The following is a 23,760-nucleotide window of genomic DNA, read 5'->3' as shown; positions in this document are numbered from 1 at the left end:
AGAGGCAATGATTTGACCATCGGGACTGAAATTGACTCCATAAACGCGATCAGAGTGTCCTTCTAGAGTTTTCAAGAGTGTCCCCTCCAGACTCCATAATCTCACAGTTCTGTCAGCACTAGCAGAGGCAATAATTTGACCATCAGGACTAAAGGTGACTCGAAGAACGTCATTATTGTGTCCTTTAAAGGTATCTAAGAGCTGACCATCTGACTTCCAAAGTTTAACAGTTTGGTCATCGCTCACTGAAGCAATTATTGAACAATCTGGACTAAAAGCAACTCCATTGACTTCACCGTTATGTCCAACAAGTTGATTCTGCTCGACAATTTCATAGCTTCCTTGCTCTAGTCTTTCAACAACGTTTCTTTTTAACTCCTCTGAAGGTTCCTGAATATTACGCAATTTGATGCCTGCTTTAACCGCAACCACTAAAGAACTTAATTGTTGTTTTAACTGTAATTCCTTTTGAGATAAATTCAGTAAATCCTGAATTCGTTCAATATCTTCTTGTTCTTGAAATTGACGACTGGCCTTGATAAATTCAATCTCTTGTGCATCGGTAATGGCTTCAGGCTTTTCCTTTAGCCAGTCTTCGGCCTCTACCAATAGCGCACCTCGAAGCAAAGCACTATTACTTCTTTCTGTTTCCTCCCAAGTTTTTATCCCAAACCGTAGTCGATCTTGCCACTGGCGAAAATCCCGATCCTCCACCATCCATTGCTGCAAGCGTTCCCAACCTCGGATTAAAGCCTCATGGACGACTTCAGCCGTCCGCTGGCGTGTATTTTGTCCCGTGACAACTAAGCGATTATCCGCTAGTTGAGTTACTAATTTCCAATTAGCTTGACCAATTTGCTCATAGGTAGCTAAACGACGAGTATTTTCTGTTTGCTCTCCAAATCGAACGAGTTGAGTGAAAATATGCTTGATTTGCGGTTGTTTTCCCTCAAACTTTTTATAAACCGATTCAGCATAATTAGCTAGAGCCTTCTCAATGCCGCCAATCTGGTGATACGCAGCAATAGTTAACTGACCATCCTTGCGCTGCTTCCAGAGTTCTCCTAAAGCAAATTCCAGCAAGGGCAACTCACCGGGATTGTTGATCACCTCATCCAAAATAATTTTCGTCAATCCATCTTGAATTTTTAAGCCCACGACCTCTGCTGGTTTTTCAATAGCTAACGCTAACTCCTCTCGACTCATGCCAATCAAAGTTTCTGGCTTCCAGTTCTGTAAGAGTTCTGCCAAACGCTGATAATCGAGGACAAACCCATAAAAATCCACTCTCAGAGTAATGACAACCACCACATCAGGATTTTCCTTGTTTTTCTCTGAATCAATAAGCCCCAATAAATTGTCAATAAATAAATTACGATCATCTGGTGAGCATAAAGTATAAAGTTCCTCAAACTGGTCAACAACAATTAGTAGGCGCTGCTGAGGATGCTTTTTCGGTAACACACCACCTAAAATATCTGTTAATTTTAATTCTTCACTTTTTAAGCTCTCCGTATATTTTGCCTGTTCTTGAATAAACTGTGGTTCATCTTTATTAGTCAGAGCAGGATGCAAAAAGCTTAATAATCCTTCAGCGAGTTGCATAAAGGGGTTATTTTTAGGTCTAAAAGCTAGAAACTGCCAGTTTCCCAATTTGATCAATTCAGGAATCAGACCAGCAAAAACTACTGAGGACTTACCCATTCCAGAATTGCCAATAATCGCCAAGAATGGCTGTTTTTTTAATGACTCGATCGCTATTCCCGCAAATCTTTCACGTCCAAAGAAAAACTTTGAATCCTCTTTCTGAAATGCAAATAAGCCTTTATAGGGACATTGATCACTTTCAGAGCTATCCACTTGAGACTTAGAAATCGGATTAATTAGTTGCTGATCATCAGAAACTCCCAAAAATTCTCGGTTCCATCCATTAAGGGTTAAAGTGTCAACACGCTCGGCAAACGAAATAAGTCCGCGCCTGTCCTCCAAACCAACCAGATCGCAATCTGCTAGCCCTCTTAAGAAATTCCCTAGACTGACCTGCCCTTCAGAACACAACAATTCAAGTAATTCATTAAAAAAGACTAAACTAGCTCCTTCTCCCCAATTGATTCGGCGGCTCAACCGTTCAAAGCCCAGAACGGTTAGTAATGCTTTTCGCTGAGGAACTGTTTGTGTATTCGGTATTCGCTGTGACAAAAACTTTAACAGTTCGGATTTCAAGGACATAGTTTTCCTAGTCATTTTGATACTTTGAGGCTCTAATTAATTTCTACATTCAACATTTCCCTGATTTTGGGGGGCAAATCAAACATAATTTTCTCTGTCAATATGCCTTCGTTTCTAAAATAACGCTGTTGGGTTGTGGGTTCAGGGATATGACCACCCGCATGATGGAGGGCAACAACCTCCCACCCATCATTAAATACAGGCGATCCAGAAGAACCATTCAACGTAGAGGTAATATATTGCACAACATCCCCCCCGACATACTGAACAAAATTGTTTTGAAAGGAAATTTCTTTAGGTCGTCCGGCAGGATGTTGGATGATATTCACTCGCCCTCCGCGCTTGATGTTTCTTGGGAACAAAGGCAAACATCCCCACTTCCGACCAGGGTTTCCATCTAGTTGCACCAAGGTATAGTCTAATTTCTGATTTGTGTGAAACACTCCATTAGGCTTTGAATAATATTCATGAGCGGGCTGAGCGCGTCCCTGGAAATCATCTTCATAATTAAAACGAAATATGGAACTTGGTAATAAATCAGAATTTGGTAAAACGTGATTATTTGTCAGTAATAGATTCTCAGTTACTAAAAAGCCTGTCCCTGACCAACGCTCATGACCAGATTGGACGGCAATGTAAGCAACTGATCTTGCCACCTCTAGCCCTTGCTGTAAAAAAGCAATGGGACGTAGCGTATTATCCCCAATAATCTTTTCTAAAACATCTGCTGTTGTTTCCCCACCTTGCCACTGACGGATGCTAGGGATAGCAGATATCGGGGTCATCATGTCATATTTTGTTAGTAATCCATCAAGAAACTCTTGCTGCTGTATACCTACAAAACCCTTGAGAGTATTGAGAAATAATCCTAATGCTTCATGGTCATGAGTTAATCGCCCATACTGGGATAGATAGCTAACAATCTCACTGACAGCTACAAATGAGGTACCCGAAAGGTCAATCATAGGTACTAATTGTTTCAAACCTGTTGATTCCAGGATTTGTAGACGTGAGCGTTCCGTTCCTAACTCTGGTAAATCTTTAAGCAGAGTGATGAGCTGTTTTCTATCTTCTATGTCCCAATGGATCATTTCACACCGCTCCCACACCAACCTATTTATTTAGTATTTGGAATAACTGCGCCTTTCGGTAAATTAGAGTGCTAGGAAATTCCTGAGTACAGGAAATCACTCTAAATAAAGAATACCCAGAGTATTTTGCAGCCTAACTTAATTAGATCGCAGTTGCCATATAATATTGGATATAGTCGAATAATACCGCAGATCGAGGATGTATGTCAACCCCTTCTTACTCCCCATCAGAATCTCCTTTCCTCGATCGAGTTCGCCGCACGATTCGACTCAATCACTTAAGCCGTCGCACTGAAAAAAGCTATTTTTATTATATTTTAGATGAGAGAGCATTTAGAATCGATCGCACACTCTCGGCGATCGGCTGTATGAAGGCATGAATATTCAAAGAACAACGGGATTGACTACTATTTCTACTGACGCTTTAAACTGTCCAATCTTCGATCGATAACCCTGTTACTTTACCAAAATCTCTATGATTACGGGTTAACAAAATCAACCCACGGAACATGGCAATTGCCGCGATCCGAGCATCCATCTTTGCCAGTTGAATCCGTTGTGACTGTAATCGATCAAATGTTGTAGCCGCACCTGCATCGAATGAGACAAGGGGCAACACTTTGAAGTCACTAACGAGCCGCGCCATCATTGTATACCCTCTCACTACGTCATCCGGGTTACGAGCACGATTAATATAAGCGTGACAGCCAAGCATCTGTTCATGAAACGTTACAGTCGATACGGCAAAATCTGATAGCGCGTACTGAGCCATGCGCGTCGAAAGGTTGCTAAAATCTATGCCTGCTTGACGTTGAAGAATACTCAGATGATCCGTATCCAGTAAATATTTCATAGCTCATCTTGAGCTTCGAGGAGAGACTCATCCCCTTGGCGAATCGCTCGTCCATAGGCAAGTAGCTCTTCAAAGGCAGGTTCATCTTTGAAAGACCCTATAATTTGTTGCAACCAATTCGTCGGTTGAGAAGTCACAATTTGCTTCTGCAACTGTGCGATCGCTGCTTCCACTGCTGCAAGCCGTTCCTCTAAAGAAGTGTTAATTGCCATTTGAGTTTCCCTAATTAATCCTTCCTATCCTATAAAAAATGATGAAAAAATACCCCTTGGGTGACAAATTTTCATCAAAAAGTAATTTCATGCCGATAATGTCGCAGTCATAAACCGACGCTCACGGTCAGCAGCATAAGCAATACAGGCTTTTAAATCTTCTCGCGTCAAATCGGGGAAATCATCGAGAATTTCTGCTTCGGTCATCTCGGAAGCCAGGTACTCAAGCACTTCATAAACCGTAATTCGCAAGCCGCGTACACAAGGCTTACCACCGCGTTTATTTGCTTCGATCGTGATGTGGTTTCGGTAGTTCATAAGAAACACTCGGTAATACAATTGTTCTGTGAAGCTTCATAGAATGTCTCATTTACAGGAAAGGATTTTAGGCTTCCCATTCTGTGTAGCTTCAAACAGAATTGCTATAAGTGGGAAATTTAGCTTGTCGATGGGCTTGAAATTCCAGAAATTCGATATATTCAATAACTTTATTGCGCTGTTCGGGGGGGAATTGTTGGATTTTTTGGATTGCCATTTCTAGAGTTAACATGGGTTTATCCTTGGTTAGCTTTCGTACTATTTTAACGATTTACACAAACATTTTTTGTAACAAGCTTTTTCAATTTTAAGGTGTTGTTTCTGGGGTAAGGTCGAGGTTTCGATAAATTTGCTCGATCGCAAAACTTAGGTTAATGCTTTTGAGTTCTATGGTGTCGCCTGCTTGGTAGTTGATGATCAGCCATTCACCTGTATCTTTTTTGTGATACAAATCTATTTCGATGCTGGTGGAACTGACTAATAAATAATCTTGTAAGGCTGAATTTTTACTGTACATTCTAAATTTGCCGCCGCGATCGTATGCTTCGGTGCTAGGAGAGAGAACTTCAACGATGAGGCTGGGATAGGTAATATATTGGGTTGTGGTTTTATCGCGATCGTCGCAGGTGACGCTGACATCGGGGTAGGTGTAGTTATTTGTGCCGACAATGTTAATTCTTAGGTCAGAAGTTGCGGTGTCACAGCTACTCCCTTCTAAATGATTACTAAATAATGTGATAAATTTGACAGCAAGTAAGCTATGGTTTTTACTGCCGCCGCTCATCCCACAGATGCCCATAGGATAAACTTGACCGTCGATGTATTCGTGTTTTTCGAGTTGCTTTTCTTCCCAAGCAAAGTATTCTTCGGGGGTTAGCGCGGGAAAGTTTTCTTTAATGGCAATCATGGGAAATCATTCCTTGGTTAGCTTGGGAGCATCTCAGTTTTGCATTTGTAGTGCGAGCGTCCCCGCTCGCGTATCGTAGGTAGGAGCGAGCGGGGACGCTCGCACTGTAATGTAAAAAAATGCTTTTTGCAAAAATGAGATGCTCCCGTTAGCTTTGGTACTATTTTAACGATTTACACCAACATTTTTTGCAGTAACCCTTTTTTGAATTGTTCAGTTAATTCGATTTGTTGGGCAATGGCTTCAATCTTTTTATCGATCGCTGTCAAAAAATCAGCTATTTTTTCTTGTTCTTCTTTGGATGGAACTTCAATAGTTTCAATCTTCCACGCGATAGCCCAATTCCGCCAAACGAGTGCGCGACTGCCGCCACTTCGGTTGCACCTTGACAAATAACTCTAAATACACTTTACCTTCAATCAATTTTTGAATCTGTTCGCGGGCCGCACTGCCGATCGACTTGAGCATACTGCCGCTTTTACCGATTAAAATACCTTTTTGGGAATCCCGTTCCACGTGAATCGTCGCCAAAATACGGGTAATTTTGGCTTCTTCTTGAACAATGTCGATCGCGATTGCTACGGAATGCGGCACTTCTTCCCGCGTCAGCAGCAAAATCTGTTCCCGAATCAACTCGCCCATAATAAAGCGTTCCGGCTGGTCTGTGACCAAATCGGGCGGATAATAATAGGGCCCAACCTCCAGATGTTCGATTAACAATTGTTGCAGCGGTTCGACACCACCGCCCGTGAGAGCCGAAAACTTGACGACAGGCCACTCAGGATTGACAATTTGTTCGTAAGTGCGATCGATCAACACGGAATCCTCCGGTTGTTCGTCCAGCTTATTCATCCCCAAAATCACCGGAATTTTGCAATTGCTGAGAATTTCGATAATATATCGATCGCCCCCACCCGATTCCACCGAACCATCCACCACAAACAGCACCACATCCACAGACTGAATTGCAGTGCGGGCATTCTGCACCAAAACCTTACCCAGTTGGTGGTGCGGCTTGTGAATTCCCGGAGTATCGACAAAAATAATTTGTGCCTCATCCGTAGTCAGGATGCCCCGCAGCCTGTTGCGCGTCGTCTGAGACACCGGCGAAGTAATGGCAATTTTCTGCCCCACCAACTGATTCATCAGCGTGGATTTGCCGACATTCGGCCGCCCGATAATACCCACAAAGCCCGACTTGTAGCCCGCCGGAGCTGCGGGAACACCCATGATTTCCGATACGTCTATAAATTTACTATCTTCCACTAAAATCACCTATTTTCAAGCCCCTTCTCTGCCTATTGTCGCTTGAAAACACTCAAACGCCCATCGATGCACTGTAGCATCTTTCAAAGCCCTGGTATAGCTCGTAACACGAGGAAGCGCGATCGAGCCGCTTGGACAGTATTAAAAGTGATACCTGCTTCGCAAAACTTGATATTTGAGACAAAATTTGATAAAGTTCCAATAACATCGATCAAAAATGAATCATTCTGGTAAAACCGAGTCCTCAATGCTGTAACAACTTCAGATGTGTAAATGTCCAACTCAACTGAAACCATTCTACAGTTTGTCAGACCAACCAGTTTTAACATCTTTGAAGATGTATAGTAATAAATTAGGTGGATTAAACTCCAGATTAAAAGCTCATTAGCATCATATTTTTTATAAATTGAAGCTAATGTTTTTGGAGACTATCTAATTAATGCTAACCGTCATAAAGTTGAGGAGATGAATCGGATGAAATCGAAATTATTTTGGAGTTGCTGCACCGTATTGGTAGCAAGCTTGCCTATTCCCGCCTTCGCTCAAACAGCGCCCCAAGCAGGTATTGACTACAAGGGCGGCTCGATGAAGTACCAGATGCTACCGGGCAAAATACCTGACAGAACCTTACCCAGAGCCTTTGACTTTCCAATTATTACCAATGTTGCTACTGACACTAGCATCACCAGCGATCACCTAATTACCGATGAGTTTCGCGCGCCAGCGACTCGTACAGAATACACCCGCTCTCTCACCACCTGGGCAGAATCAATCAAAGAATGTCTGGGTAAACAGCCCCGCTTGATTCGAGCCAGTACCAAGAACCCGATTCAGATTAATGGCAAAGTAGGCACGATTGTCAGAAACGCAAATAACCGTGCAGTTTGCAAATAAGCGTGTAAGTTCCGCTGTCTGAAAGTAAAAACTAGAGAGTGTTTTTGCACAAAAAGAGTAATAGGTTTTCTATTGCTCTTTTTGTTGGCGAAATTTCAATTAATATAGACTTGCATTGCATTCACTCGCAGACAATCTTAACATTATCTGCGTTGATCTGTGTTGATCTGCCTCGCATCTGCGGTTGATCTATCTATCAAAAATTTAGGCAATTCAAGTCTGATCTATGACGACTTCTCTGATGTCCGGTTATCATAATTATGCCTCATCACGAGTTCTTAAGCTCGCGCTGCACTCCGAAAATGATTATTCCGATGCCAGCGGAAACGACATAATTCCCGATTAGGTAGCGCAAAATTCATGTGTACTTAGCAAAATTTCCCCATAATCAGGAATCCAAGCTAGCCACTTTTCCTCCGAACACTGACACAACAGCCACGCTTCGTCAAAACTGAATGCTGTTGGCGGATTGAACAATTTGACCCACATGGAAGCAGCCAATTTGGGTGCAGGTATCGCGCAGCCAAATTTTTCCCAGTTGCGCACACTTGCAGCGCTTGCTGGTGGTTGCCAATTACGAATATCTGTTTGCAGTTGCATAACTACTCCTGTCGAGCTAGGGGTCTGCACTCCTTGCGAGGTTTGAACAACGCAGAGCGAAGGCGCAGATAAATTTGATTATGTAGTCTATGCTACGGAATTCTCTAGGCGAATGTGTATAGTTGTAGCAAAAATTTACAATCGAGATCGGAAAACTGGCTCAAAGCTCGATCGCCCGATCGGCTATTTGGGCGATCGACAATTATCAATTACGATCAGTAAAAACGTCTGATTCATAGCAACCGCACCCGACGGCTAGGAGGTTCTTAATTCCTCAGTCTTGGACGCACTCCGACTCTGAGAAACCGGGTTTTTTACCGAATCTGTGGGCTGCAACGAAGTAGACGCAAAAAACCCGGTTTCTGATCCTCATGCAATATCCATCCGTTACATCCGTTAAAAAATCCGTTGCCGAACTTCCTTATAGTATGAACCCAACCGAAAAATCCCCCTGGAAAACCCTAGATAGATTTGTAGAAATCAACTCTCATTGGGTAAAACTAATCGCCGAACATCTCGAAACAACCGAAGGACAAACAGTAGAATATTGGCGAGTAGAAAGAGCAGATTCAGTAGTAATATTGACTGTTCAAGCTGACAAATTGCTATTTCCCCCACCGATGTATCGCCCCGGCGTAGCAGCAGCAACCCTAGATTTTCCCGGCGGTCGCGTACCAGAATCCGCAACGCCAGCAGCCGCAGTTCCAGCTATAATCAAAAAAGAACTAGGCTTGACCGAAAGTGCGATCGCCCGCATCCAACCAATCAACACCACAGGCTGGGCAATCAACAGCTCATTCTCCAATCAAAAACTCTACGGTTTTGTAGCAGAATTGCACCCCACAGCAACCGTAAACCCCGACCTCATCGGTGCTGCATATCCTGTCACCCCAGACGGAATTCGCGACTTGCTCAAAAAATTAACTTGCCTCCAATGTCGAGCATTATTGCTAGAATGGCAAAACCAAGACAATTTTAGATTTTAAACTGTCCCACGATGCTAGCCGATTGACGATTAATTGAAATCAACATCACCGAAACTAATCATGGCTCTCAATAATCATGAAGTTGCTGTCGAATGCCTCGATGTTACATATCGCCTCAATCGCAGGCATTTAGTAGAAAAACTCAATTTTAAAGTGCTGCAAGGAGAAGTTTTAGTATTGCTGGGACGCAGCGGTAGCGGCAAAACTACTACGATGAAATTGATTAACAATTTACTGACGCCAAGCAGCGGCGAAGTGCTTGTCATGGGAAAACCGACAACTCAATGGGATGCAATTCAACTGCGGCGAAAAATTGGCTATGTAATTCAAGAAATCGGTTTGTTTCCCCATTTTACCGTCGAGCAAAACGTCGGTTTAGTCCCGAAACTGGAAGGTTGGGAAACCTCGCGCACTAAATCTCGCGTCCGCCAACTGTTAGAATTAGTCAACCTCGATCCCCAGCACTTCGCCAAACGCTATCCCCATCAGTTATCCGGCGGACAGCGGCAGCGTGTAGGCGTCGCCAGAGCACTTGCAGCAGACCCTCCGGTGCTGTTAATGGACGAACCGTTTGGTGCTTTAGACCCCATTACTCGCCTGGAATTGCAGCGGGAATTCCGTCAATTGCAGCAGCAACTGGGCAAAACAGTGATTTTTGTGACTCACGGCATTCAAGAAGCTTTTTTGTTAGCTTCTAAAATTGGTTTGATGCAAGATGGAAGGTTGGTTGAATTGGCATCGCCGGATGATTTTATGAAATCTCAGCATCCAGAAGCTCGCGCATTTCTTGAATGTTTGCAAGTAGCTAGATTTGAATGATTTTAGCAAATTTTTGATAATATAGTTTTAGTAACTAAGCTGATAATCAAACGATGCACAGTCTTTACCAGACAGACTTCTATGCTTGGACGCAAGAACAAGCCAAGTTACTTCGCAAGTGTCAGTGGAGTGAACTTGACTTGTCAAATTTAATTGAGGAAATTGAATCTTTGGGCAAACAGGAACGTCAAGAACTTAGAAATCGTTTGAGCATTTTGCTAGGACATTTGCTGAAGTGGCAATATCAGCCCCAGCAGCGCAGTCGTAGCTGGCTGTCTACAATTCGAGTGCAGCGGCGGGACACTCAGAGGCTGATACAGGATAACCCAAGTCTGAAACCTTACTTGCAAGAAGCTTTCCAAGAAGCTTATCAAAACGGTAGAGATTTGGCAGTAGGAGAAACCGATTTACCTCTCAAAACCTTTCCTCCAAACTGCCTTTACAGCTTAGAGGAAATTCTGGACTCTCGCTTCTATCCTGGTGAACCAAGTCCTGAAATGGAAAATGATTTATAAGATTGACAGCAATCAGGAATAACCAATTACCCGATGATAATTTTTATCAATCGCTATGGCGCTGAGATAATTCAGCGCGCGATCGAACACTTGTATTTAGTGACAGTGGCCATTTTTGTCGCGATTGTGGTGGGGATTCCCCTGGGAATTTTAATCACCAGAAAACCAAAATTGAAAAAGCCGATTTTGGGCTTTGCGAATATTATGCAAACAATTCCCAGTTTAGCCTTGTTTGGCTTGCTAATTCCCGTGCCCGTTGTGGGCGGAATAGGCGATCGCACGGCAATCATCGCCCTCACACTCTATTCCCTACTGCCGATTATCCGCAACACTTACACCGGCATTGTCGGCGTCGATCCGGCGATTGTGGCGGCCGGCACAGGCATGGGAATGACCGATATGCAACTGTTATGGCAAGTGGAACTTCCCCTAGCGCTGGGCGTGATTCTGGCGGGGGTGCGAGTTGCTGCGGTAATTGCGATCGGGCTAGCAACCATTGCCGCAGCAATTGGTGCCGGCGGCTTGGGGGTGTTTATTTTTCGGGGCGTAGCAACAGTCAACAATCAGTTACTTTTGGCTGGGGCAATTCCGGCGGCTGTGATGGCATTAGCTGCCGATTTTGGGCTGGGTTTGGTGGAAGGGCGCCTCTCGAAAAGTACATTGAAAAGTGTTAAGGAGGACTGAAGTCCTCACTACAAACTTTGGGAGGTTTTTAAGCCGATCGCACTTCCTCTGCTAATCTCATCTGTAGTTCAGGGCGCAAAAGTGGCAAACTCACCGTAAAAGTAGAACCCTGATTCTCGCCCCCACTCTGGGCGGTAATTGTCCCGTCGTGTGCTTCCACTAAGTGGCGGACAATCGCCAATCCCAACCCCAGCCCGCCGTATTTGCGCGTCAGAGACACATCCTCCTGGTAGAAAGAATCAAAAATAGACAGCAAAAAGTCAGGGTGGATGCCTTTACCAGTATCGCTGACGGCAATCAGCGCCCGCTCGCCCGATCGCTCCAGCCGAATCTCCACTCTGCCACCATTCGGAGTAAACTTAATCGCATTAGAAAGCAAGTTCCAGACAATCTGCTGCAATCGCACCGCATCGCCCAACACCAGCCCGAACTCCGACAGCACCGGATGAATCTCGATCGACTTCGCAGCGGCTGCCGTTTTCACCGTATCAATGGCAGATTCCACAGCCAATTTCAAATTCATCGGGGCAGCATTCAAGCTCAGTTTGCCGTGCATAATCCCCGCAATATCCAGCAAATCATCAATCAATTGAATCTGCAATCTGCCATTGCGTTCGATAGTGTCTAAAGCTTTAGCAGTTTGAGCCGCATTCAATGCTTGACTTTGCAGCAGTTGAGTCCATCCCAAGATCGGATTCAGGGGCGATCGCAATTCGTGAGAAAGCACAGCCAAAAATTCATCCTTACTGCGGTTAGCTTTTTCGGCTGCTGCGCGCAGAGCTTTTTCCTGCTGTAAGATAGTCTCGCGCTGCTCTTCCAAGCATTTTTGGTCTTCAATATCAGTCGCCGTACCAAACCATTTGACCACCCGATCCGATTCATTCTTGACGGGAATAGCTTGGTGCAAAAACCAGCGGTACAGGCCGTCGTAGCGCCGCATTCTACCTTCGGCTTGATAAGGGCTGGCGTCTTGTTGAGCAGACATCCAGCGATCGCCCATAGTAGAGACATCATCAGGATGGACAACCGCCGGCCAACCTTCAGCTTGAGCTTGTGCTAGCGTCAACCCCGTGAAATCTAACCAACGCTGGTTGACATCTAGCAACACTCCCCTATCCAGTGCAGCGAGCCATCGGCCCAGACAGTGCGAAATTCGACTTCATAGTTAATGCCTGTCTCAACGGTACGGGTTACGGCGGCGACAACACTCTCGCGGTCTTCGGGATGCACGAGTTGGATAAAATCTTCATAACTTGCCAGAGAAGTTCCCGCCGGTAGACCAAAAAGCGGCCCCACCAGAGGAGACCAAACCACACAATTGCTCGGAATTTGCCACTCCCAAGTACCCATGCAAGCAGCTTTCAACGCTAGGTGCAAGCGTTCTTCGTTTTGTTGCAGTTTGGCGTGCAATTGCGCTTTGTCGATCGTCCCCTTCACCGCCAGCCGCAAACTCTCCGGTGCAATTTGTCCTTTAATTAGATAGTCTTGGGCGCCGGCTTTGATGGCTTGGACTGCGATCGTCTCGTTACCGAACCCCGCTACCACAATTACAGGCAAATATCGCTGCGATAGTATTTTGGTTCGCAGTTGGGCGATAAATTCCAAACCGTCCATATCTGGCAGCCGATAATCGAGCAACACCAGATCTGGCTGGTGCCTTTCCCACAGCGCCAACCCTTCTTGGCCTAACTGCGCTGCGACGATTTTGTACTGGTATTCGCGATCGTGCAGCAGATACTGCCGATACATCTGGCAGTCTTCCGGGCTGCGATCGACAATCAACACAGTACGCTCGATCTGACTCATCGCCCACCTTCCTTGGCAGAGCGATCGATCTTCATGGCGATGTCACAGCAGCCATCCTGTAGCGTTTCGGTGCTTCCGGGCCAGTGGCGAACATCGATCGGAGCGATCGTACAGCGATAATTTGTGACAGATAGTTGGAAAACAGCAGCCGAACCAAGAGAGTATATTTTTTCTACAGGCTTAAAAAGCATTATTCTTGCCACCCATAAAACCCAACCACCCCGGTTTAAATTCTTAAAAACAATACTAATACATCCTCTTTACTTTCAGCAAGTTAGGGGTGCCAAAAGTTTAAACCGTCAGAGTTGTGATTTTCTGCGAACCATCTGCCTTCGGAGGATTCGCCATCAGATTGCGGATTTCATTTGAGCATGCAATGTATTCTCGATCACTCAAAACAGCTTCACTCCCCTCCAGCGAAATAGGCTCAGCCAAATCTATCCAAGAGCGACAACCGCCGTATTCAGAGATGTACGGTATTTGTTGCGCCTCAGCTAACCGATAAGTACGCAGCAATAAAACATAAATTGGCTGATTTTGTTTCCATTTCAGGCGATCGCCGACAAATTTCTCATTCCAAATATGGTAAGGAAACAGCGCCGCAATTGCAGGTTCCCAAGCCACCAAAAAAACATCAGTAATCTCAGCCCAACTGCCAATCTTAATAGTTTCTGGATGCCAACCAGATTCTACAGTTTCTACCTGATTCGCAAAATCCGGCTTTAATAAATCAGGCTGTTGGTGTTCAAAAGTTGGATACAGCAAAACGTGCTTGTCAGCCACATTAAACTGTCCTGCTTGCTCGCGAATTCCCCCCTTTCGCAACAGCACAATCGTTTTCCCTGTTGCCAAAGCGTTAACAGCTACATTCCATTCTTTTAGCGCGCGAGTAGTTGATTTCATCGAATTTTTCCTATTTTCAACAATCCTAACAAAATCTGTGCCTCCAAGCAACTACCCTACTTTTTTCTGTTAAAATTAGATAGCTTGAAGGTGAATCGTAAAAATCCAAATGAGGACTTAGGTAATGGAAAAGCGACAATTGGGGAAATCGGAAATTCAGATTACCCCGATAATTATGGGGACTTGGCAAGCCGGCAAACGGATGTGGGTGGGAGTTGAGGATGCCGAAACTGTCAAAGCCATGCGCGCCGCTTTTGAGGCTGGTATTACTACCTTTGATACGGCTGAGGTTTACGGAGAAGGGCATTCGGAACAAATTATCGGTCAAGCACTTTCCGATGTGCGATCGCAAGTAATCTATGCTAGCAAAGTTTTCGCCAATCACCTCAAGTCCGATTTGGTAGTCGAAGCGTGCGATCGATCGCTAAAAAACCTCAACACCGATTATATCGACCTTTACCAAATCCACTGGCCCGCCGGCACTTGGAATTCCGAAGTTGTACCCATTGCCGAAACAATGGACGCGCTGAACAAATTAAAGGAACAGGGGAAGATTCGGGCGATCGGTCTTTCCAACTTCTCCCGCGCCCAAATAGCAGAAGCCGCCCAATACGGACACATTGACAGCTTGCAACCGCCCTATTCTCTGTTTTGGCGCTGGGTAGAAAAAGACGCCATGTCTTACTGTGTAGAAAATCATATCTCAATCCTTGCCTATTCATCTCTAGCTCAAGGAATATTAACAGGTAAATTTGGGCCCGACCACAAATTTGCAGAAGGCGACCACCGCGCCAAAAGTAAGCTGTTCCTCAAAGAAAATTATGAACGAGTGCAAATAGCATTGACTCAACTCAGACCAATTGCCGATCGCCACCAAACAAGCTTGGGCAATTTAGCATTAGCGTGGTTGATTGCACAGCCGCAAACCAATGCAATTGTCGGCGCCCGCAATGCTGAACAAGCAGCCGATAACGCGAAAGCTGCTGAGGTAAAATTGAGTCAGGAGGACTTAAAAGAGATTGACGCGATCGGGCGAACAGTCACCGATCATTTAGACGACAATCCCGTCATGTGGAATTTCTAAAATAAAAGACTGGGCGGTTGAAACCGCGGCGACACAAACAAAACCCGCCTCCGCGGGTTGAAGACATTGCAATTAAAATCACATTTTTTTTAGTCTGCGGAGGCAGACTTCGTTCGTGTATACGCGGTTTCAACCGTACGTCCTATCTAAAATCCAAATCCAAAATCTAAAATCGAATGAGTTACTGTTTAAACCCCAACTGTTCCAAGCCCCAAAACCCGGATGCAGCCAAAATTTGCCGAAATTGTCGGTCAAAACTGCTGTTGCGCGACAGATATCGGGCCATAAAGGCGATCGGACAAGGAGGTTTTGGCAGAACATTCCTCGCCGTAGACGAAGACAAACCCTCAAAACCCCGCTGCGTCATCAAACAATTTTTACCAGCAGAAAGCCAACTCATCCCATCAGCCAGCAATCGCAACAGCAAAAAAGCCGCCGAACTTTTTGAACAAGAAGCAATGCGATTGGACGAATTAGGAAAACACCCTCAAATTCCCGAACTACTAGCCTATTCCATCCAAGACAACCGACAATATGTAGTCCAAGAATTTATCGACGGACAAAACCTAGCACAAATTGTAGAAGCAGAAGGCACATTTACACAAAATCAAATTCAAGACTTACTCAATAGCTTATTACCAGTCCTGCACTTCATCCACTCCCACAACGTTATTCACCGAGACATCAAACCCGGAAACATCATCCGCCGCGCCGACAAACAATTAGTTATAGTAGACTTTGGCGCCGCCAAAATTGCCACAGGTACAGCCTTACTCAAAACAGGAACCAGCATCGGCAGCCCCGAATACATCGCCCCCGAACAAGCCAGAGGCAAAGCATTTTTCACCAGCGATTTGTACAGTTTAGGCGTAACTTGCCTGTATTTATTAACTCAAGTTTCCCCCTTCGATCTCTTCGATCCCGGCGAGGATGCCTGGATTTGGCGGCAATATTTAAGCAACAATTCGGTGAGTAAAGAACTCGGAGAAATTTTAGATAAAATGATTGAAAATGCTACCAACCGCCGCTATCAAACGGCTGTTGAAGTATTAACACAACTGAATCCAGAAGCAGCAAAAAACCTCACGATTTCCCAAACAATTACCAAACCAGTCAAACCCGCAGCCAATCCCAATCCGCCCCCACAGCCAACCCATAACTGGCAATGTACTCACACATTAACCGGACACAAAAACTTAATTTCCTCTGTAGCTTTCAGTCCCAACGGAGAAGTTATCGCCAGCGGCAGTGATGACAAAACAATCAAACTTTGGCAAGTAGAAGACGGGCAAGAAATAGTGACTCTCGCAGGACATACTAACTCTGTTCATACAGTAGTTTTCAGCCCTGACGGCAAAACTCTTGCTAGTAGCAGTCACGACAAAACACTCAAACTTTGGCGGATGAAAGATGGGCAAGAAATCCGCACATTTGCAGGTCACAGTAACTCAGTTTATGGCTTAGCTTTTAGTCCCGATGGCGAAACTGTGGCTAGCAGCAGTTGGGACAAAACAATCAAGCTTTGGCGCGTCAAAGACGGGCAAGAAATCCGCACACTTGCGGGTCACATCAACTTAGTTTATTTTGTCGCATTTAGCCCAGATGGAGAAACTCTGGCTAGTAGTAGTTGGGACAGAACCATTAAGATTTGGCGAGTCAAAGATGGCAAGCTAATTCGGACGCTGACAGGTCATACAGACTGCGTTCGCTGTCTAGCTTTCAGTCCAAACGGAGAGTTTCTGGCCAGCGGCAGTCACGATAATACTATCAAAATTTGGTGGGTCAAAGATTGGCAAGAAGTTTTAACAATTGCAGGTCATTCTTGGTATGTTGATTCGATCGCATTTAGTCCCGATGGCGAGATGATTGCCAGCAGCAGCAATCAAACTATTAAAATTTGGAAAGTTAAAGATGGTGGAGAAATTTGTAATATTTCCGGGCATACAAATTCGGTTTACTCCGTTAATTTTAGCCCGGAAGGAGAGTTTTTGGCTAGCGGCAGCAGTGATAAAACTATTAAGATTTGGCAGAATATTATTTAGATTGAATTAGCCATAATCAAAATAGGACTCGGCGATTGAAATCGCGACTATACAAACGAAGTCCGCCTGCGCGGACTGAAGAATTAGGCGATTTAAAGCCCGGATTTGGTATGAAGTTCTCACTGAAAACCGAAGAGAGGGGACTGATTCAATAGTTCTCCATCTCAACTTTTCGGCGCAACTCTCGAATCGCAACGCTTGTATTGCGATCGCGCGACATTTGGTAGCACTCCAAAACAAGTTCTGATATGTTAAAGTTGGGAAAAAAACGGCTAATAGAAGTTTCGATGTAGCCCTCGCCTTCCAAGCAATAAATCCTCAACCGATTCTGCTTGAACAACCACACTTCCGGTACTCGATAAGGCAAGTAATCATTCACATCCGTGTAGCTAGTGACATCCACTTCGATCGCCAAATCCGGCGGTGGTTCGACACCCCAAGCAATTCGGTCTTTACCTGCGATCGCCGCCCAATTATCGATATAAAAACAATAATCCGGTTCAATGCCCCTTACCTCCGGCAAATCCATCGTAATCGGTGTAAACGCTTCATACTCTCGCCCCAAGCAATCTAACAGAACCATTGCCACCATTGCAATAATATGAGCTTGTCGTCCGTGTACGGGTAAAGGGGACATTAACAAAATCTCTCCTGGTCGATACTTGATGCGCGGAATCTGACGGTCTCCTAATTGTTGCACAAGAGCCTGATAATCTTGCCAAGTACCAGGAAACTTCATAACTGTTCCTGGGGGTAAATGAATTTTTTCTGGCGTGACAACTGCAAACATAAAACTTATACCTCTAAAAAGTTCTTTATTTATCAATCCATCTGCTTCACTACCTCCAAGGCTAAGCCTAGCACTTCTGCAATTTGCTCATCGCTCAAGCCAAGCCCCCGTAACTTACCCACCGCTTCAATCTTAACTTGATTCTTGTTGCCCTGAGATTCAGGATTCGGAGGCTGACTTTTATCGGTGGCAGTAGTGGGTACTTCTGAGCAAGCATTGATATAGTTAGTTGTGTTGCTATTACCAAAATTAGTAGTATTACGATCGCCCAAATTGATATTCAGATTTAATTGCCGTTCTAAAACAGATTCAAGATTACCTTTATCAATTTGTTCACCAAAAACATCAGATAACATTTGCAAAAGCTTGTAACCTATATCCTTAGCATGACCAGGCGTACAACCGTAAGTATCTGCAATATCAGAATACTTTTGTCGATTCAGTATTCCCTCGATAATTTTACGCTGCAAGTCATTGAGATGTTTGCCTGTTTTTGCGTTGAGCGCTTCATCTACAAATTCCAAGATATCGGCGGTGTTCATCAGTAGGGGTGTCAGAGAACTAGAGTTAGTATAGCCGAGTTGATCCGTCTTTTTCCGTCTTTATCCCAATTTGATAAATACCCGTCTTTTTCCGTCTTTTTTCGCTTTGCAGTTTTGGGCGATCGGTATATGATAGTGAAAATTATAAAATCAGCCCCTAAAAAACAGTAATTATTGGTAGGGATTGTCTTTTTGATATATTCGCAGGCATTTATATCCGATTTTGTATATACCAGAGAAATAATATGAAAAACTTAAGTTTATGGGGGCAAAAACTCTGCTTAATTTTGGGGGGAATTATGGCGGGTGTTTTCGTGGGAGAATTAGCTCTTCATCTGGGGGGAATTAAAGGTCTAAAAAAGCCCACCGATTCTGTCTCTTTTGATAGTTACAGATTAGACGATCCCGCTGGTTGGTCATTGAAACCGGGCGCATCTTTCGAGTGGCAGGGTGAAGGGGATAGATCCTTCATCCAAGCGAATAAAGATGGTTTACGCGATCGCGAACATACGAAAGAGAAACCACCAAAAACTTTTCGGATCGCGGTGTTGGGAGATTCCTTTGCCGAAGCTTTACAAGTGCCGATGGAAAATACTTTTTGGTGGAAAATGAGAAAGCAACTCAATAAACAATGTACTGCTTTAGGCGATCGCAAAGTTGAGGTAATTAATTTCGGGGTTCAGGGCTATGGGACGGATCAACAACTAATGACTCTGCGCCATAAAGTCTGGCAATATTCTCCCGATTTAGTGCTCTTAGCTTTTCTTCCTGGCAACGATATTATTAATAATTCAAAAAAACTTGAATTTTCTCAACGTAAGCCATTTTTCGTCTATAAAAATGGGGAATTAGTTGCAGATATGTCATGGCTGAAAATGTCACCAAGAGAACATAACTATTTGGAGTTTTCATCTGTTGATTATCTTCCGACTTGGTGGGTCAATCGTTCACGCATTTTGCGGTTAGTCAGACAAGTTGATTTAAATAATAAGAAACGTCTAGTTGATGCCGCAGACAAAAAACGAGCCGCTAATAACTTTCAAGAACCTATCGATCCAGTATGGAAAGAGGCTTGGCAAGTGACAGAAGGATTAATTACACTAATGAGTCAGGAAGTCAAGGCAAAAAAGGCAGAATTTATGATTTTGATTCTCAGTTCGGGAGTTCAAGTCAATCCTGAGCCTATGATGCGTCAAAGCTATGTGAAACGATTGGGCATTAAGGACTTGTATTATCCCAATCAGAGAATCAAAGCCCTTGGCGATCGCCTTAATATTACGACATTGGATACAGTCCCGCGATTGCGAGAGTATGCAGAAACCAATAAAACTTGCGTACATGGCTTTCCCAATGCTATGCGCTGTGACGGTCATTGGAATAGTCAAGGTCATGAGCAAGTTGCTCAACTTATGGCACAAAACTTATGCGATCGGTTCAAAGCAGAAGCTTCGGATTCCACCAACAATAACGCCCTAGTCAAGCAAAAGTAATATGATTCTTCCCAAATAATAAAAATCTTAACCATTGTACATCGTTGACAGGCCCATTGATGAGGATGGGGCGAAATCCTAACGCTATCTGTTTTTAAACAGAAGTGCGATCGTCCTTCTTCCACTTCTTCAACAACTCCGGCGTCACCAACCCTTGAGGAAAAAATATCGTCCCCAAAACAATCAACACTCCAAACACAATTAACCGCCCATCCCGCAGAAATTGCGCCAACCAAACCGGCAATCCCTGAATCGTCGCCATTCCCCTCAAAACCTCCGGCAAAGCAGTAAAAACCATCCCGCCCAAAACCGACCCCACAAAAGTTCTGCTACCACCAATCAACACAGAAGTCAAGTAAATAATACTAGCATCAAAAGTACCTTGACGGGCGTTCCAAGTATTGAGAAAATGCGCGCTAACCGCACCAACAACGCCTGCTAAAATAGCACCCAACGTAAAAGCCAGAACCTTGTAAAAAGTCGGGTTAATGCCGATCGCATCCGCCGCCAACTCATCAGCCCGAATCGCCGCAAAAGCCCGTCCCACCCGAATCCGTTCCAGCCGGTACAGAATCGCCATGCTGACCAGCAGCAAAGGCAGTACAATCCACAAATACTCGATCGGTGTTCCAAACGGCTGCGGAATCCCAAAAATCCCCACAGCCCCGCCAGTGATATCCAGATTGAGGGATAAAACCCGTAGAATTTCCACAAAAGCAATAGTTGCGATCGCCAAATAAATCCCCCGCAACCGCAGCGCCGGAATACCCACCAAAATACCCAACAACCCCGAAACAGCCCCTGCAATTATCATCTCCAATAACAGCAACGGCAGCGGAAACAAACCCCCCGTCGTTTGAAACACCGTCGTAGACAAAATCGCCGCAATATACCCACCCAAAGCATAAAAACCGGGGCTAGCGAGAGATAATTGTCCAGTCATTAAAGGCAAATATAGCGACAATCCCAACATTGCACCCAACAACATCGAGACAATCAAAAAACCGTAAGTAGTAAAAAATGTATCCATAACTTTATTTATTTCTTAGTCTCGCGTTGCGCGGACTTCGTTTGTGTAGAAGCGATTTCAATCGCCGAATCATTCTACACCTTTTGAATCAAACGTCGCCCAAACAAACCCTGCGGCCTAACCAACAGCATTACAAACAATATGCCAAAAGCCACAGCATCCTTATAAGCCGAAAAATCTCCCGGCACAAAAGCCTCCACCAAACCAATGATAAACCCACCCACAACGGCCCCAGGAATACTCCCCAACCCACCAAGCACAATCACAGCCAAACCCTTCAAACCAAAAGCAATCCCAAAATACGGCCCAGCAATACTCACACTAGAACCCACCAAACTCCCCGCCAAACCAGCCAGAAAACTGCTCACAAAAAACGTCAAAACAATATATCTGTCAGTATCAATCCCCAACAAACTAGAAGTAGTAGCATCTTCAGCCACCGCCTGCATTGCCTTACCAAATTTAGTGAAATTTATCAAGTAAGTTAGGACAGTTACGATCGCAACAGCCACCACAAAAATCACCATTTGCACAGTGCGAATCGGAATCGGCTGATCCGCCGTACCAAAGTTAATCGCTGCCGGCAAATTCCCGTAAGTATTAGCAGGAAAAGTGTAAATTTCAGCCCCGACAAGATACTGAATGATATTTGCGATCGCCACAGCAGCCCCCAAACTCGACACCATCGTCAGCAGAGGATCAGAGTTTCTGCGGCGCAAAGGTGAAAAAGCAACTCTTTCAATCATTACTCCCACCAAACCAGCCAGCGTACTACCCAAAATTAGCGCCACAGCAAAAGGCAACTGCACGGGAATCCTAGCATTAGCCAACAACCCATTAAAACCGAAAGCACCACCCATCAGCGCATAAGTGAAATAGGCACCCAAGGTAAACACAGTACCGTGAGCAAAGTTAATAATTCCGAGAATAGAAAACACCAGCGTGTATCCTAGCGCAAAAATAGCATACACGCTGCCGATCGACAAACCATTCAGAAATTGTTGCAGAAACAGAGTTAAATCCATCGCCAGTCACGAATTAGGCATCAAAATTAAATCATTCACCGATCGACAAACTAACAATTCTCCTTCTTCTTAACATCCATTACATCCATTACATCCGTTACATCCGTTACAGAATCCGCTGCCGAACTTCCTAACATCCGTTAAATCCGCTACAAAATCTGTTGCCGAACTTCATTTCAGAAACTCAAACTTACCGTTATTTCCATCCGCCTCCATTTTAATTTGTGCCACATAAAAGTCTTTTTGATTTATTTCACCTTCCGGCGTAAAAGAAATTTCCCCCAAAGGCGTATCATACTTTCCAATCAACAACTGCTGATTTAAATTTGTACGCAATTCTGCTAAAGGTTTTTCGCTAACCTTCGACTTAGCATTAATTGCCTTTAATGACTCAACAAAAACTTGTACGCCAGTAAAAGCTTGAGCACTAAACTGAGGCGGTTCCTTCTTATATTGAGCGCGATAAGCATCGCGGAAAGCCTTATTAATTTCATTTTGATATTCCGGGCTGTATGCTTGGGCAATCAAAACCCCATCGCAAAGAGCCTTGCAAACAGTAAATACATTGGAAGTATTCAGACCGTTGCCGCCAATGATAACGCCTTTGTAGCCCAACTCCCGCAATTGCTTAATTAAATTACCTCCATCTGCGGCCAACCCAGAAATAATTATCAAATCGGGCTTGACATTGATCCCATTAGTGGCTTGAGATTGGAAATCTGTATCAGTAGTCAAGAATTTTTGGACTGTTGCCAATTCCAGCCCCATCTCTTTAACCGTTTTCTGGAAAGTTTCAGTCTCAGATTTGCTGAAAGCATCATTCTGAGCAAAAAACACGGCTACTTTCTTGATATTGGGATTTTGCTTGAGGGCGGCTTTCACCGCGTTAGGTGCTACCACGGCGACAGGCGCGGAGACTCTGGCCACATAATCGCCAATCTGGGGAATGCCTTTAGCCGTGTTGGAGGGTGCGAGCACAGTAACTTTGGCGCGATCGGCGATCGGATCTGCACCAAAAGCCTGCTGTGATAGAGTTGGGCCCACAATACCCACAACCTTATCCTGATTGATCAGAGTATTGAACGCATTAATCGCCCCTTGTTCATCTCCACCCGTATCTTGGAACACCAGTCTAATCGGCGTTCCATCTACACCGCCCTTATCGTTAAAATACTTCTCAGCAATTTTCGCCCCAGCCACCTGTTCCTGGCCAAGTAAAGCCACATTGCTAGTTTGCGCCACCCCAATCCCAACCGGAATAGCGGCAGAGTTCCCTGCACCCGCACCATCTGGCGAAGCTGTGGGAGATGAGGAAGTACCTGGAGACGCTGTATTAGTAGATGTCTGAGGAGTGTTGGTCTGACTGCAAGCCATCAGCAGTGAAGCGCAGGTAAGGAACAAGGCGGTAGGACGAGGAGCCGGTTTTTTCATGGGAGGGCGATCGAACACACATATATATAGAACATCTTTCTGTAGAGATATTCTACCCATTAGCGGCAGAGTCCCCGGAAAAAACCTTACCATTACCGCCCAAAACAGGTGACATCCGGAAAAGCAGAAAGGGCGATCGGAGGTCTCAGCCAGTATGAACAGCTAAAACCCTTGGTGTATATAGGTTTCAAAAAAAGTCAAAAATAGTTTCCCAAAAAGCTTGACAACTCTTGGCGAAATAAG

General features: G+C 44.6%; 28 protein-coding genes. 9 read left to right on the top strand and 19 right to left on the bottom strand.

Features of this window, described 5'->3' with window-relative positions; translation table 11 throughout:
- Positions 1-2,223, bottom strand: a 2,223-nt coding sequence (locus QUB68_RS27270) for an nSTAND1 domain-containing NTPase (RefSeq protein WP_442923134.1), incomplete at its 3' end; no start/stop codon positions are given.
- A 38-nt stretch (positions 2,224-2,261) separates the two neighbouring features.
- Positions 2,262-3,320: a trypsin-like peptidase domain-containing protein gene (locus QUB68_RS27265; protein WP_332998065.1), complete on the bottom strand. Its 1,059-nt coding sequence runs from the start codon at positions 3,318-3,320 to the stop codon at positions 2,262-2,264.
- A 203-nt stretch (positions 3,321-3,523) separates the two neighbouring features.
- Here QUB68_RS27265 and QUB68_RS27260 point away from each other — a divergent pair, with 203 nt between their 5' ends.
- Positions 3,524-3,700 carry a hypothetical protein gene (locus QUB68_RS27260; RefSeq protein WP_332998064.1) on the top strand — a complete coding sequence of 59 codons (177 nt, stop codon included), beginning with the start codon at positions 3,524-3,526 and terminating at the stop codon, positions 3,698-3,700.
- A gap of 44 nt (positions 3,701-3,744) precedes the next feature.
- Here the strand turns inward: QUB68_RS27260 and QUB68_RS27255 are convergent, their stop codons facing one another.
- The 7 genes from QUB68_RS27255 to era form a co-directional block, all read right to left on the bottom strand.
- The gene (locus QUB68_RS27255) at positions 3,745-4,173 is read right to left on the bottom strand and encodes a type II toxin-antitoxin system VapC family toxin (RefSeq protein WP_332998063.1); all 429 of its coding nucleotides are present in this window, start codon (positions 4,171-4,173) and stop codon (positions 3,745-3,747) included.
- Positions 4,170-4,385 (bottom strand): hypothetical protein, encoded by a 216-nt coding sequence (locus QUB68_RS27250; protein WP_332998062.1) that lies wholly within the window; start codon positions 4,383-4,385, stop codon positions 4,170-4,172. The genes QUB68_RS27255 and QUB68_RS27250 overlap by 4 nt, the downstream gene beginning before the upstream one ends.
- Before the next feature lie 87 nt (positions 4,386-4,472).
- Entirely contained in the window at positions 4,473-4,703 is a 231-nt protein-coding gene (locus QUB68_RS27245; protein ID WP_006634608.1) for a DUF433 domain-containing protein, read from the bottom strand.
- Positions 4,704-4,794: 91 nt separating this feature from the next.
- Positions 4,795-4,935, bottom strand: coding sequence for a hypothetical protein (locus QUB68_RS27240; RefSeq protein WP_332998061.1), 141 nt, complete (start codon positions 4,933-4,935; stop codon positions 4,795-4,797).
- Positions 4,936-5,010: 75 nt separating this feature from the next.
- On the bottom strand, positions 5,011-5,610 hold the full coding sequence (locus QUB68_RS27235; protein ID WP_332998060.1) for a Uma2 family endonuclease: 600 nt from the start codon (positions 5,608-5,610) through the stop codon (positions 5,011-5,013).
- 173 nt (positions 5,611-5,783) lie between these two features.
- Complete coding sequence (locus tag QUB68_RS30025) at positions 5,784-6,002, bottom strand: restriction endonuclease subunit S (RefSeq protein ID WP_442923133.1); 219 nt, start codon at positions 6,000-6,002, stop codon at positions 5,784-5,786.
- A complete protein-coding gene (gene era, locus QUB68_RS27230; protein ID WP_332998125.1) occupies positions 5,929-6,840 on the bottom strand; it encodes a GTPase Era in 912 nt (303 codons plus the stop codon). Before era ends, QUB68_RS30025 begins: the two co-directional genes overlap by 74 nt.
- Before the next feature lie 510 nt (positions 6,841-7,350).
- On the opposite strand from era, the gene QUB68_RS27225 reads away from it, so the two are divergent.
- A complete protein-coding gene (locus tag QUB68_RS27225) occupies positions 7,351-7,770 on the top strand; it encodes a hypothetical protein (protein ID WP_332998059.1) in 420 nt (139 codons plus the stop codon).
- Between the two features lie 342 nt (positions 7,771-8,112).
- Here the strand turns inward: QUB68_RS27225 and QUB68_RS27220 are convergent, their stop codons facing one another.
- Positions 8,113-8,370 carry a hypothetical protein gene (locus QUB68_RS27220; protein ID WP_332998058.1) on the bottom strand — a complete coding sequence of 86 codons (258 nt, stop codon included), beginning with the start codon at positions 8,368-8,370 and terminating at the stop codon, positions 8,113-8,115.
- Positions 8,371-8,741: 371 nt separating this feature from the next.
- Between QUB68_RS27220 and QUB68_RS27215 the strand changes: the two genes are divergently transcribed.
- The 4 genes from QUB68_RS27215 to QUB68_RS27200 are packed head-to-tail and all read left to right on the top strand — an operon-like array spanning position 8,742 to position 11,374.
- Positions 8,742-9,356, top strand: a complete 615-nt coding sequence (locus QUB68_RS27215) for an NUDIX hydrolase (protein ID WP_332998057.1) — start codon at positions 8,742-8,744, stop codon at positions 9,354-9,356.
- 60 nt (positions 9,357-9,416) lie between these two features.
- Positions 9,417-10,175: an ATP-binding cassette domain-containing protein gene (locus QUB68_RS27210; RefSeq protein WP_332998056.1), complete on the top strand. Its 759-nt coding sequence runs from the start codon at positions 9,417-9,419 to the stop codon at positions 10,173-10,175.
- A 53-nt stretch (positions 10,176-10,228) separates the two neighbouring features.
- Positions 10,229-10,690 carry a DUF29 domain-containing protein gene (locus tag QUB68_RS27205; RefSeq protein ID WP_332998055.1) on the top strand — a complete coding sequence of 154 codons (462 nt, stop codon included), beginning with the start codon at positions 10,229-10,231 and terminating at the stop codon, positions 10,688-10,690.
- 33 nt (positions 10,691-10,723) lie between these two features.
- Positions 10,724-11,374, top strand: coding sequence for an ABC transporter permease (locus tag QUB68_RS27200; RefSeq protein ID WP_332998054.1), 651 nt, complete (start codon positions 10,724-10,726; stop codon positions 11,372-11,374).
- A gap of 28 nt (positions 11,375-11,402) precedes the next feature.
- Here the strand turns inward: QUB68_RS27200 and QUB68_RS27195 are convergent, their stop codons facing one another.
- The 4 genes from QUB68_RS27195 to QUB68_RS27180 all read right to left on the bottom strand — a co-directional run bounded on the left by QUB68_RS27195 (position 11,403) and on the right by QUB68_RS27180 (position 14,083).
- Positions 11,403-12,482, bottom strand: coding sequence for a PAS domain-containing sensor histidine kinase (locus QUB68_RS27195; RefSeq protein WP_332998053.1), 1,080 nt, complete (start codon positions 12,480-12,482; stop codon positions 11,403-11,405).
- Positions 12,473-13,180 (bottom strand): response regulator, encoded by a 708-nt coding sequence (locus tag QUB68_RS27190; RefSeq protein ID WP_332998052.1) that lies wholly within the window; start codon positions 13,178-13,180, stop codon positions 12,473-12,475. The genes QUB68_RS27195 and QUB68_RS27190 overlap by 10 nt, the downstream gene beginning before the upstream one ends.
- Positions 13,177-13,371 (bottom strand): hypothetical protein, encoded by a 195-nt coding sequence (locus QUB68_RS27185; protein ID WP_332998051.1) that lies wholly within the window; start codon positions 13,369-13,371, stop codon positions 13,177-13,179. Before QUB68_RS27185 ends, QUB68_RS27190 begins: the two co-directional genes overlap by 4 nt.
- A 100-nt stretch (positions 13,372-13,471) precedes the next feature.
- Positions 13,472-14,083 (bottom strand): DUF1802 family protein, encoded by a 612-nt coding sequence (locus tag QUB68_RS27180; RefSeq protein ID WP_332998050.1) that lies wholly within the window; start codon positions 14,081-14,083, stop codon positions 13,472-13,474.
- Between the two features lie 124 nt (positions 14,084-14,207).
- On the opposite strand from QUB68_RS27180, the gene QUB68_RS27175 reads away from it, so the two are divergent.
- Together QUB68_RS27175 and QUB68_RS27170 are read left to right on the top strand one after the other, a co-directional pair.
- Positions 14,208-15,167 carry an aldo/keto reductase gene (locus QUB68_RS27175; protein WP_332998049.1) on the top strand — a complete coding sequence of 320 codons (960 nt, stop codon included), beginning with the start codon at positions 14,208-14,210 and terminating at the stop codon, positions 15,165-15,167.
- Positions 15,168-15,343: 176 nt separating this feature from the next.
- Positions 15,344-17,209: a serine/threonine-protein kinase gene (locus tag QUB68_RS27170; protein ID WP_332998048.1), complete on the top strand. Its 1,866-nt coding sequence runs from the start codon at positions 15,344-15,346 to the stop codon at positions 17,207-17,209.
- A 148-nt stretch (positions 17,210-17,357) separates the two neighbouring features.
- Here the strand turns inward: QUB68_RS27170 and QUB68_RS27165 are convergent, their stop codons facing one another.
- On the bottom strand, positions 17,358-17,999 hold the full coding sequence (locus QUB68_RS27165) for a Uma2 family endonuclease (RefSeq protein ID WP_332998047.1): 642 nt from the start codon (positions 17,997-17,999) through the stop codon (positions 17,358-17,360).
- Between the two features lie 32 nt (positions 18,000-18,031).
- Positions 18,032-18,523 (bottom strand): hypothetical protein, encoded by a 492-nt coding sequence (locus QUB68_RS27160; protein WP_332998046.1) that lies wholly within the window; start codon positions 18,521-18,523, stop codon positions 18,032-18,034.
- Between the two features lie 263 nt (positions 18,524-18,786).
- Here QUB68_RS27160 and QUB68_RS27155 point away from each other — a divergent pair, with 263 nt between their 5' ends.
- Positions 18,787-20,031, top strand: a complete 1,245-nt coding sequence (locus QUB68_RS27155) for an SGNH/GDSL hydrolase family protein (protein WP_332998045.1) — start codon at positions 18,787-18,789, stop codon at positions 20,029-20,031.
- Positions 20,032-20,125: 94 nt separating this feature from the next.
- Here QUB68_RS27155 and QUB68_RS27150 read toward each other — a convergent pair whose 3' ends face one another.
- The 3 genes from QUB68_RS27150 to QUB68_RS27140 all read right to left on the bottom strand — a co-directional run bounded on the left by QUB68_RS27150 (position 20,126) and on the right by QUB68_RS27140 (position 23,577).
- Positions 20,126-21,061, bottom strand: coding sequence for a branched-chain amino acid ABC transporter permease (locus QUB68_RS27150; RefSeq protein ID WP_332998044.1), 936 nt, complete (start codon positions 21,059-21,061; stop codon positions 20,126-20,128).
- A gap of 74 nt (positions 21,062-21,135) precedes the next feature.
- Entirely contained in the window at positions 21,136-22,086 is a 951-nt protein-coding gene (locus QUB68_RS27145) for a branched-chain amino acid ABC transporter permease (RefSeq protein ID WP_332998043.1), read from the bottom strand.
- A 171-nt stretch (positions 22,087-22,257) separates the two neighbouring features.
- Positions 22,258-23,577, bottom strand: coding sequence for an ABC transporter substrate-binding protein (locus QUB68_RS27140; protein WP_332998042.1), 1,320 nt, complete (start codon positions 23,575-23,577; stop codon positions 22,258-22,260).
- Between the last annotated feature and the right edge of the window lie 183 nt (positions 23,578-23,760).

Source organism: Microcoleus sp. A006_D1, assembly GCF_036702805.1.
Lineage (GTDB): Bacteria > Cyanobacteriota > Cyanobacteriia > Cyanobacteriales > Microcoleaceae > Microcoleus.
The sequence above is the reverse complement of the archived record's forward strand: the minus strand, read 5'-3'. Positions and strand labels throughout refer to the sequence as shown.